Here is an 11,207-nt window from a genome sequence, read left to right on the forward strand (position 1 = left end):
CGGTCAGGACCAGCAGTGGACGCAGGATCACGAGTGTGGGGCGCGCCGCGCCTGGAGGATGAAAGGCGCGGCATACCGTTCAGCAGGACTACTTCGAGGCCTGCGCGAGGGCGTCTTCCACGTAGCGGACGCCCTTCGCGGTGATGGCCTTGCCCTTCTTCGTGTCCTGCGCGTACCCCGCGTGCAGGCGCAGCGCCTTGGCGGCGTTCGGCGCGGCGTACGTCACGCCCAGCCCGCTCCAGAAGCGCGACGTCGTGCCCGACGTGACTTCCACGTCCAGGGACTTCGCCAGGTACAGCGGGATCAGCGAGCGCAGGAGCTGGTCCTTCTCCTTGCCAGCGGAGACCAGGTCCTTCTGGCGCGCATGGCCTCGCAGCGCGGTCTCCAGCACCGCCACCGCGTCCTCGCTCGCCGGCTGCGCGGCCTTCTTCGCCGCGGGCGCCTTCTTCGCCGCCGTCTTCCTGCGCGCGGGCGCGGCCTTCTTCGCCGCCGGGGCCTTCTTCTTCGCGGCGGCCTTGCCGGCGCTCTTCTTCGCCTTGGGGGCCGTCTTGCGACGGGCCGCGGGCGCCAGCTCCATGCGGCCTTCGAAGGGCACTCCCACCACCGTCGCGTCCACCAGCCGCTCGGGCATCGCGTTGCGGAGGGACTCGATCACCTCGTGCATGGAGGCACGCGGAGGCTCGGAGTGCACCGGGCGGGAGACGCGGGTCGGCTGCGGCTCGCTCGCGGGCGGCTTCCCCTGCGCGTAGTACCGCACCCAATCGCTTGCCTCCTCCACCACGTCCTTCAGGCCCACGCGATCGAGCAGCGACCCCAACCACCGAAGACTGTTGCGCACTTGGAGAACCCTCCCGTTCTGATCCACGCTACTACACTCCAGACGGACGCAATCTATATCGCCAGCAATACGGGTTGTTCCATGCCCCCGTGGGTCTTCACTGCACTCCTCCCTCCACCCACCGGGTGGATCAGGGAACAGACGTGCAGATGTAGCGCCGTCAGGCCAAGCCTCACTGCCGCACCGACACCACGCTGCGCGCCTTCACGTTCGTCACCTTCCCCGAGCGCTCCAGCATCCCCTCCCCCACGAGGAACAGCGCGCCGTGGATCTCCTGCCTGCACCTCGCGTACACCTCCGAGGGCACCACCAGGTTCGCGATCCCCGTCTCATCCTCCAGCGAGATGAAGCAGATCCCCTTCGCCGTCGGTGGCATCTGTCGGCAGATCATCATTCCCCCCACCCTCACCCTCCGACCCGCGGACACCCGCTTCAACCCCTCCGCCGTCACCGCCCCCATCCGATTCAACGTGGGCCGCAACAGCTCCAGCGGGTGCTTCTCCAGCGACAGCCCCACCGTGTCGTAGTCCGCCACCACCCGCTCCTGGACGCCCATGGGCGGCAGCTCCACCGCCGTGCCGTCCATCGCCATCCCGAAGAACAGGTCGTCCGCGTCCAGCGGCCCCAGCGCCTGGATCTCCCACAGCGCCTGCCGCCGCGCGCCGCACAACGACGCCAGCGCCCCTGACAGCGCCAGCCGCGTCAGCTCGTGCCGGGGGATGCGCGCCCGGCGGGCCAGGTCTCCCACGCTCGCGTAGTCCCCCTCCCTCGCGGAGGCCACCGCCCGGCCCGCGGACTCGCCCAGCCCCCGCACCATCCGGAACCCCAGCCGCACCGCCCCGTCCTCCAAGGTGCAATCCCAGTCCGAGCGGCGCACGTCCACCGGCCGGACCTCCACCCCGTGCCGCTGCACGTCCGCCACCAACGTATGCGGCGCGTAGAACCCCATCGGCTGCGAGTTGAGCAGCGCCGTCGTGAACTCCGCCGGGTAGTGGCACTTCAACCAGCTGGACGCATAGGCGATCAACGCGAAGCTCGCCGAATGGCTCTCCGGGAACCCGTAGTGCGCGAAGCCCCGGAAGTGATTGAACCACTCCTCCGCCTGCTGGCGCGTGTAGCCCCGCGCCTCGCAGCCCTCCACGAAACGGCCCCGGTACGGGAGGATCCGCGCCTCCGCTTGCTTGTGGCTCAACGCCCGCCGGAGCCCGTCCGCCTCCCCCGCGGAGAAGCCCGCCGCCACCATCGCGAGCCGCATCGCCTGCTCCTGGAAGAGCGGCACGCCCAGCGTCTTTCCCAGGATGCCGCGCACGTCCTCGCTCGGGTACGTCACCGGCTCCTGGCCGTGCCGCCTCCGCAGATAGGGGTGCACCATGTTGCCCACGATGGGCCCTGGCCGGATGAGCGCGATCTGCACCACCAGGTCGTAGAACTCCCGGGGCCGGAGCCGGGGCAACATGTTCATCTGCGCGCGGCTTTCGATCTGGAACACGCCCACCGTGTCCGCCTCGCACAGCATGTCGTAGACCTTCGGATCCTCCGGCGGCACCGTCGCCAGTGACAGCTCGCGGCCATGGTGCTTCTGGATCAACGCGAAGCACCGCGACAGCGCGGACAACATGCCCAGCGCCAGCAGGTCCACCTTCAACAGCCCCACCGCGTTGATGTCGTCCTTCTCCCACTGGATGACCGTGCGCCCCGGCATCGCCGCGTTCTCCACCGGCACCAGGCCCACCAGCGGCTCGCGCGTCATCACGAAGCCGCCCACGTGGATGGACAGGTGGCGGGGGACGCCCTCCAGCTCCTTCGCCACCGACACCGTCCGGAGCACGCGCCCGTCCGACGGCGACAGGCCCGCCTCCAGGAGCACCTCCGGCGTCACCTGGAAGCCGTGCGAGGAGGCGACCCTCGACAGCCGGTCCACCTGATCCAACGACAACCCCAGCGCCTTGCCCGCCTCCCGGAGCGCGAGCCGTCCCCGGTAGCAGATCACCTCGCACACCATGCCCGCCTTCTGACGGCCGTGCTTTTCGTAGACGTACTGCAGCACCTCCTCGCGCCGCTCGTGCTCGAAGTCCACGTCGATGTCCGGCGGCTCCCGGCGCTCCATGCTGAGGAAGCGCTCGAACAGGAGCCCCATCCGCACCGGATCAATGGCGGTGATGCCCAGCGCGTAGCAGACCGCCGAGTTCGCCGCGCTGCCCCGCCCCTGACACAGGATGCCCCGCCCGCGCGCGAACATCACGATGTCCCACAGCGACAGGAAGTACCCCGCGAAGTCCATCGCGGCGATGAGCCGCAGCTCGTGGTCAATCTGCTTCGTCACCTCCGGCGGCACGCCTCCCGGGTAGCGCGTGCGCAGGCCCGCCTCCGTCAGCACCCGCAGGTGCGTATCCGCCGTGCGCCCTTCGGGCAGGTCCTCTTCAGGAAAGTGGTACCGCAGCGCGTCCAGCGAGGCCCCACAGCGCGACGCCAGCTCCACCGTCTGCTCCAGCGCCTCCGGCCGATCCGCGAACAGCCGCGCCATGTCCCCCGGTGACTTCAGCGTCCGCTCCGCGTTCGGGAACAGCCGCGTGCCCGCCTGATCCACCGGCACCCCGTGGCGGATCGCCGTGAGCACGTCCTGCAGGGGTTGCCGCTCGCGGTGGTGCGTGTGCACGTCGTTGTGCACCACCAGCGGCACGCCCAGCGCGCGGGCCAGCGCCTCCGCCCGGGCCTCCCGGGCCGCGTCCCCCGCGGACAGCGAACGGCTCAGGCCCACGTGGAAGCCGCCGGGAAACGCCTCCGCCAGCGGGGCCACCGCCTCCAGCGACGCGGGGCCCGGCAGGAGCGCGAGCAGCCCCGACGCGTGCTCGGCCAGCTTGCGCCAGGGCAGGCCCGCCTCGCCCTTGGGGTGCGTCATCCGGCTGTGGGACACCAACCGGCACAGGTTCGCGTACCCGCCCGCGTCACGGGCGTACACCACCACCGGGGGGCCGTCCTCCAGCGTCAGCTCCGCGCCCAGCAGCAGCTTCACCCCGTGCTCCTTCGCCGCGAGGTGCGCCTTCACCGCGCCGTACAACCCGTCCCGGTCCGTCAGCGCCAGCGCGGACAGCCCCAGCCGCGCCGCGGTGGCCACCAGCTCCTCCGGATGGGAGGCGCCGTGCAGAAAGGAGAAGTGGGACCGGCACACCAGCTCGGCGTAGCTCACACCGGATTAAGACACTGAGCGGGCGTTCAGGCGCTAGATTGGATCTCCGCTTGGAGACAGCGCAACGTCGTGGGTTGTCGCCGTGCGGCATTGAAGACAAACGTTCTCCAGTTCCCACTGCCTTGTCTCGACGTTTGATTTGTCTTTACTCGCGATGGCGTCTCCACCGCCGCCCCGAAGTTCCCCGGCCCCATGCTGGGATGACCGGCACCGCGTCCTCGGGCACCGTGCGCAGGTCGATGGCCGGGCCGCCGGGCGGAGGCTCGCTCCGTCCCTGCCCCGGGGGGCTTGGACGGTGCAGCGGAAGTGCCGCCTCGGGGCTTCCGCCTGCCGGCGGAACAGGGGGGCGGCCCACGAAGGATCGTGGCCGAAGCGCACCGGTTCCCCCCTTCCTCCCGTGCCCTCGTAGTACAGTCGGGCGCCAGGAAGGGCGAAGGACGGCATCGGCTTTTCCCCTGGCTTCAGACCCTTTAGGTCCTTGCCGGGAACCCACCCTCCTTCGGACGGATTCCTGATGCCCAGGCCGCCCGGTTTGACAGGAAGCCGAAGCGGCTGCCAAACAAGGACCTCATGGACACCACCGCCTGGCAGCTCTGGTTGATTGCCGCGATCGTCCTGGGGGCGCTGGAGATCAAGCTCTCTGGCTTCGTGACCCTCTGGTTCGCCGTGGGCGCGCTGATGGCGTCGCTCACCGCCGGCGCGGGGCTGGGCTTCAACGGCCAGCTCGTCGTCTTCACGCTGGTGTCCGCCGCCCTCTTTGGCGCGTCCCGCACCATCTTCAAGCACGTTTTCATGCGCGACGCGGTGCATTTGAAGACGGGCACCGAGGCGATGCTGGGCCAGGAGGCCGTGGTGACCGAGGCGCTGTCCGATCCGCACGGAGGCACCGTGCGCATCAACGGCGAGCTGTGGATGGCGCGCTCCCTGTCGGGCCCCCTGCCCGAAGGCGAGCGCGTCACCGTGGAGCAGATTGAAGGCCTCAAGTTGTGGGTGCGACGCCCGTCGGCGTCCCACGAAGTCGCGCTGCAATCCGCGCAGCAGAAGAAGGAGACGGCAGGATGGGACTGACCATTGTTTTGCTCTTCGCGGCGGCCGCCGTCGTGTTCGGGCTTGTCACCGGTGTGCGCATCGTTCCCCAGGCCAAGGTGATGGTCGTGGAGCGGCTGGGGAAGTTCCACCACGTGGCCTCCAGCGGCCTCAACATCCTCATCCCCTTCATGGACAGCCCCCGCGCCATGGAGATGCGCGCGGGCAACCGCTTCACGCGCAACACGCTGGTGGACCTGCGCGAGCAGGTCATGGGCTTCGAGACCGTCCAGGTCATCACCCATGACAACGTCAACATGGAGGTCGGCTCGGTCATCTACTACCAGATCGTCGACCCGGGCCGCGCCCTCTACCAGGTGGAGAACCTGGCGCTCGCCATCGAGCAGCTCACCATGACGAACCTGCGCAACGTCATGGGCGGTCTCACCCTGGACCAGACGCTCACCAGCCGCGAGACGGTCAACTCCAAGCTGCGCAACGTGCTGGACGAGGCCACCGAGAAGTGGGGCGTGAAGGTCACCCGCGTGGAGCTGCGAGAGATCGAACCGCCCCAGGCCATCAAGTCCGCCATGGCCAAGCAGATGACCGCCGAGCGCGAGCGCCGCGCGGAGGTCACCAAGGCCGAGGGCGACAAGGCCGCCGCCATCCTCCAGGCCGAAGGCGAGAAGATCTCCCGCATCCTGCGCGCCGAGGCCGAGCGCGACGCGGAGATCGCCCGCGCCGAGGGCCACAAGCGCGCCGTCATGCTGGAGGCCGAAGGCAAGGCCGAGGCCACCCGCCTCACCTTCGAGGCCATCCACACCGGCCGCGCCACGCCGGAGGTGCTGGCGCTGCGCTACCTGGAGACCCTCCAGGAGCTGGGCAAGGGAGACAACAAGATGTTCGTCCCCTATGAGGCCACCGCCGCGCTGGGCTCCATCGCCACGCTGAAGGAGGTGTTCGCCAAGGACGACGCCCCGGCCGAGGCCCCCCGGGCCCCTGCCCGCCCGCCCTCCGCCGCCGCGATGAGCGCCCAGGCCCTGGCCCGCAGCGCCGCGGTCCCGGCCCCCCTCCCGGCCACCCGCCGCGTGCAGCCGCCGCCGTCGGACGAATAGCCGCCTCCCGCGGGAATCGTCGTCAGGGCACCGGCGTTTTCCCGTCGGTGCCCGCGTCCGCGCGCAGGTCCGGGCTTGCAGTCCGCCCGGGCCTCGCCGCATGCTCCCCCTGAAGCATCCGCTGTCCACGTGGGAAGACGTCACAGGCCTTCCCCTGCACGAGGTCCGCATCCCCTTGAAGCTGCACGCCTGAAACCCCGGTCCCTGGCTGTACCCCGCCGCCGCGCGTCCCTTGAGGGTCGTGCGTGCTGGCTTCCGGATTCAGGAGTCGCTTCATCATGCCCTCGTCCTCCGTGCGCGCGCACCGCGCCTGCTTTTCGTTCACCGATGTCGTCCCCGTCCTCACCGACGTGGAGTTCCACCTCGCCCCGGGCTGGACGGGCCTCGTCGGCCCCAACGGCGCTGGCAAGTCCACCCTGCTGCGCCTCTTGTCCGGGGAGCTGATCCCCACGTCCGGGCAGCTCCAGTTCGAGCCTCCATCGCCCCTCGTGTGCCTGTGTCCGCAGGGCGTGGAGGCGCTCACGCCCGACATCCTGGCCTTCTCCGAGTCCTGGGACGCGCTGGCGCGCAGGCTCCAGGGACAGCTGGGCCTGGACGTCACCGCGCTGGCGCGCTGGCCCACCCTGTCTCCGGGGGAGCGCAAGCGGTGGCAGGTGGGCGCGGCGCTCGCCCGCGAGCCGGACGTGCTGCTGCTGGACGAGCCCACCAACCACCTGGACGCGGAGGCGCGCGCGTGGCTCGTGGCCGCGCTGCGCCGCTTCCGGGGCGTGGGCGTCGTCGTCTCCCATGACCGCGAGCTCCTGGAGACGCTCACCCAGGCCACCCTGCGCGTGCACGGCGGGGGCACGCACCTGTACCCGGGCCCCTACTCCACCGCGCGCGGACACTGGGAGGCGGAGCGAGAGGCCGAGGTCGCCTCGCACCAGCAGTCGAAGGCGGAGCGCGACCGCGCCGCCCAGCTCCTGGACAAGGCCCGGCGCGAGCACCAGGGCGCCACCCAGTCGCGCAGCACCGGCCGACGGATGCGCAACAAGAACGACAGCGACGCGCGCTCCATCATGGCCTCCACGCTGGCGAGCTGGGCCGAGTCCCGTCTGGGCCAGCAGGTCACCGTGAAGCGCCGCGAGTTGGAGCGCGCCGAGGCCGCGGTGGGCGCCTTCACCGTGGACAAGACCGTGGGCCGCTCCGTGTTCGTGGACTACGTGCGCTCCCCCAACCCGTGGCTCTTCACGTTCGACACGCCGGGCCTCAGGGCCGGCGACGTGGAGCTCCTGGGCCCCACGCACCTGGACGTGGACCGCGAGGCGCGCATCCGCATCGAGGGCCCCAACGGCGCCGGCAAGACGACGCTCCTGCGCGCGCTGCTGGAGCAGGCGCGCGTGCCTCGCGAGAAGATCCTCTATCTGCCCCAGGACCTGGGCGAGACCGACGCCCGCGCCACGCTCGACGCGGTGCGTGAGCTCCCCCCGGAGGAGCGGGGCCGGGTGCTGTCGCTGGTGGCCGCGCTGGGCGTGGACCCCCACCGGCTGCTCGCGTCCGGGCAGCCGTCACCCGGCGAGGCGCGCAAGCTGGCCATCGCGCGCGGCCTGGGCCAGCACGCCTGGGCCCTGGTGCTGGACGAGCCCACCAACCACCTGGACCTGCCGTCCATCGAACGGCTGGAGGCGGCGCTCGGCGACTACCCCGGCGCGCTGCTGCTCGTCACCCATGACGCACCCTTCGCCCGCGCGTGCACCACCACGCGGTGGCTCGTCGACAACAGACGTGTCGCGGTGGATTGAGCCTCCCACCCCCAGGGGTGGAGTAACGGCAGACCTCTGTGTGAAAAACCTGAAACTCTTTTTTACACGGATGTTTTGCTCCTAGAAGGACGGTCCGGGGCCGGTCGATGTCACACCGGTCCTGTATGTCTCAGCGCCTTCACCCCCCACACCAGGAGTCCGTATGTCACGACGTTCGCCGTCATGGCGGCATTCGTGTCTGTTCATCACGGGAGCGCTCACGCTCGCCGGCTGCACGGGCGCGTCCACTCCGGAGGAAGTGCCTTCTCCCCAGCAGCAGTCCAGCGCGCTCGCGTCCGGGCCCGACCTGCGCATCACCGGGTTGCAGGCCCCCGACAGCGCGCGTCCGGGCGAAACCTTCACCGTCACCGCGAGGGTTTGCAACACCGGCAACCAGCCCGCGTATGTCGCCGGGAACACCCTGCAGGTGTATTTGTCCACCACCGCGACCCAACAGGTGCCCGCGCCGGGTGCTCCGCCTCCGCCGCCCACGAGTCAGATCACCCTGGGCCAGACGGACGTGGGGCCGCTGGACGCGGGCCAGTGCGTCTCGCGCTCGCTGAGCGTTCCGGCCAACCCGCCCTCGGGCTTCATGGGCAACGGCGCCTACTACCTGGGCGCGAGCGTCGACACGCAGCAGGTGGTGGCGGAGACGGATGAGACGAACAACGGCTTCGTCCGGGGGCTCTTCGGCGTAGGCAACCAGCCCGACCTCGTCGTCACCCGGGTGGACGCGCCCGCCAGCCTGAACCCGGGCCAGCCCTTCACCGCGTCCGCGACGGTGTGCAACGTGGGCACCCTGGAGAGCCCTGGGACGTTGGTGGAGCTGTACCTGTCCACGGTGAACGGGCTGACGCTGCCGTCCGGTCCCCCGCTCACGACCCAGGCGATGGTCGCGGGCGCGACCCTCGGCAGCCTGTCCCCGGGCCTGTGCCGCACGGTGTCGCTCAACGGCTACGCGCAGCCGCCGCCCGCCTCGCCGCCGAACGAGCCGCTGTACCTGGGCGCCATCGTCGACCCGCAGCGCGGCGTGACCGAACTGCGCGAGGACAACAACACCTTCGTGCAGGGCCTGGTGGGCGTGGGTTCCCGCCCGGACCTGACCATCCGCTCCGTGACGGGTCCCGCGAGCGTGCGCATGGGGGACTCCTTCCCGGCGACCGTGACGGTATGCAACGCGGGCACCGTGGCCTCGAATCCGGCGGACGTGCAGGTGCTCCTCTCGACGGTGCCCTCGCTGGCGGCCCCGGGGACGATGCCCCGTCCGACCACCGAGGCCCCGGTGGCGTCCTTCAGCGCGCCGCCGCTGGGGAATGGCCAGTGCATCACGCGCACGGTACAGGCCTATGCCATCCGCCCGCCCATCCCGCCGTCCGAGGACCCCCTGTATCTGGGCGCCATCGTGGACCTGCCCCGCAGCCAGTTGGAGCTGCGCGAGGACAACAACACCCGCGCGGACACGCTCCTGGGCGTGGGCTCGCGGCCCGATCTCACCATCGCGACGCTGGACGTCCCGCCCACGGTCGCGCCGGGTCAGCCGTTCACCGCCACCGTGAAGGTGTGCAACGTGGGCACGGTGACGTCCCCCAACGCGCCCGTGGAGGTCTATGTCACGTCCGAGCCCACGCTGAGCGTGGTGAGCGGTCCACCGCCGATGTCCCGCATGTTGGCGGGCACGACCTTCGCGCCGTCGCTGGAGCCGGGTGAGTGCGCGACCCGCCCGGTGAATGCCTCCGCCTATCCTCCGCCCGGGACGCCCCTGCCGAACGCGACGCTGTACGCGGGCGCCATCGTGGATCCGACCGCCTCCGTGCTGGAGCTGCGCGAGGACAACAATGTGTCCCCCCTGCCGCGGATCAACCTGGGCACGGGCGCGGACCTGGTCGTGCGCTCGCTGACGGCGCCCGCGAGTGTCCGGCCCGGCAATCCCTTCCTGATGGACGTGACGGTCTGCAACGAGGGCAACCAGTTCGTGCCGTCGTCCACCGTGGGCCTCTTCATGTCCTCCACGCCCACGGTGACGGCGCCGCCCTATACCGGCTCGCCGCCGCCGACCCAGGTGCAGGTGGGAACGGTGGCGGTGTCGTCGCTCGCGGCGGGGGCCTGCGCCGTCTCCTCGAAGACGCTGACCGCCATCCCTCCGCCCGAATCCTCGCCGGCGCAGCCGCTGTACCTGTCCGCCGTCGCGGACCAGCCCTATCAGGTGGCCGAGCTGCGCAAGGACAACAACGTGCGCACCTCCGGCCCCATCAGCGTGGGCTCCGGACCGGACCTCGTCGTGAGCAGCATCACGGGCCCGAGCAGCGTCACCCCGGGCGGCGCCCTCGCGCTGTCCGTGCAGGTCTGCAACGTGGGCACCGAAGCCGCGGCGCCCTCGCAGGTGATCGCCGTGGTGTCGACGGAGGAGACGCTGGCCCAGGACCTCCCATCCCAGGCCCCCCCCACCGAGGCGCCCGTCGGCATGGCGCCCACGCCCACGCTCGTCGCCGGCCAGTGCATCACGGTCTCCGTGAACGGCTATGAGTCCCCGCCGCCCTACACCGAGCCCGGCAGCCCCCGCTTCCTGGGGGCGCGCGTGGACCCGGCTCGGCAGGTGGCGGAGCTGCGCGAGGACAACAACACCCGCGTGACGTCGCGCCTGAGCGTGGGCAATGGACCGGATCTGGTCATCCAGTCCGTGACCGCGCCCACCGGCGCCCCGCAGGGCGTCCCCTTCGTCGCGCAGGTGAAGGTCTGCAACGTGGGCTCCGCGCCCATGAGCGGTTCCGTGCCGCTGGACCTGCTCATCTCCACGGAGCCGTCCGCCTATGTGCCCGCGCAGGGACGCCCGCCGATGACCCAATTGCAGATGCTCGTGGGCGGCTTCAACCTGTCCCCGCTCAGCGTGGGCCAGTGCACCACGGTCCCGGTGCAGGGCACCGTGATGCGGCCTCCCGCGGCCACGTCCGGACAGCCCCTGTACCTGGGCGCCATCGTCGATGCGCCGGGCGCCCTCCCCGAGCTGCGTGAGGACAACAACACCTGGATGGGCGGCGTCTTCACCCAGGCGCAATAGGCCACACGCGGCGGGGCCGGCCCCCTTCAGCAGCGAGTCGTCGGCTGGGTACGTATCCACCCGGCCGGCGATTGTCTTTTCCGCATTCGCGACGACAGCAGGATTGTTTGAATTTCATCGGCTTCGCGCCGTTGAAGACTTCCCACGAATGTCCTCGCGGCGTCGCGCCGGGCCTGGCGGCGGGCGCTTCGTGGACGGCATCGCC

The 11,207-nt window shown here is 70.7% G+C and carries 6 protein-coding genes; 4 read left to right on the plus strand and 2 right to left on the minus strand.

Annotated elements, in window-relative coordinates; translation table 11 throughout:
- Positions 1-88: 88 nt before the first annotated feature.
- Positions 89-838: a hypothetical protein gene (locus tag FOF48_RS36530; RefSeq protein ID WP_186002019.1), complete on the minus strand. Its 750-nt coding sequence runs from the start codon at positions 836-838 to the stop codon at positions 89-91.
- Positions 839-1,010: 172 nt separating this feature from the next.
- Positions 1,011-4,025 (minus strand): error-prone DNA polymerase, encoded by a 3,015-nt coding sequence (locus FOF48_RS22310; protein ID WP_143904763.1) that lies wholly within the window; start codon positions 4,023-4,025, stop codon positions 1,011-1,013.
- A gap of 570 nt (positions 4,026-4,595) precedes the next feature.
- On the opposite strand from FOF48_RS22310, the gene FOF48_RS22315 reads away from it, so the two are divergent.
- The 4 genes from FOF48_RS22315 (at position 4,596) to FOF48_RS22330 (ending at position 11,002) form a co-directional block, all read left to right on the plus strand.
- Complete coding sequence (locus tag FOF48_RS22315) at positions 4,596-5,093, plus strand: NfeD family protein (RefSeq protein WP_143904764.1); 498 nt, start codon at positions 4,596-4,598, stop codon at positions 5,091-5,093.
- Complete coding sequence (locus FOF48_RS22320; RefSeq protein ID WP_143904765.1) at positions 5,084-6,166, plus strand: SPFH domain-containing protein; 1,083 nt, start codon at positions 5,084-5,086, stop codon at positions 6,164-6,166. The genes FOF48_RS22315 and FOF48_RS22320 overlap by 10 nt, the downstream gene beginning before the upstream one ends.
- A gap of 278 nt (positions 6,167-6,444) precedes the next feature.
- Entirely contained in the window at positions 6,445-7,947 is a 1,503-nt protein-coding gene (locus tag FOF48_RS22325; RefSeq protein WP_143904766.1) for an ATP-binding cassette domain-containing protein, read from the plus strand.
- Between the two features lie 163 nt (positions 7,948-8,110).
- On the plus strand, positions 8,111-11,002 hold the full coding sequence (locus FOF48_RS22330) for a CARDB domain-containing protein (RefSeq protein WP_143904767.1): 2,892 nt from the start codon (positions 8,111-8,113) through the stop codon (positions 11,000-11,002).
- Positions 11,003-11,207: the final 205 nt, after the last annotated feature.

Source organism: Corallococcus sp. Z5C101001 (assembly GCF_007352635.1).
GTDB classification, from domain to species: Bacteria; Myxococcota; Myxococcia; order Myxococcales; family Myxococcaceae; genus Corallococcus; species Corallococcus silvisoli.

Excerpts from the sequence above, each read along its gene's own strand:
- FOF48_RS22330 (WP_143904767.1), top strand. The coding sequence starts at position 8,111 with ATGTCACGACGTTCGCCGTCATGGCGGCATTCGTGTCTGTTCATCACG.
- FOF48_RS22325 (WP_143904766.1), top strand. The coding sequence starts at position 6,445 with ATGCCCTCGTCCTCCGTGCGCGCGCACCGCGCCTGCTTTTCGTTCACC.
- FOF48_RS22315 (WP_143904764.1), top strand. The coding sequence starts at position 4,596 with ATGGACACCACCGCCTGGCAGCTCTGGTTGATTGCCGCGATCGTCCTG.
- FOF48_RS22320 (WP_143904765.1), top strand. The coding sequence starts at position 5,084 with ATGGGACTGACCATTGTTTTGCTCTTCGCGGCGGCCGCCGTCGTGTTC.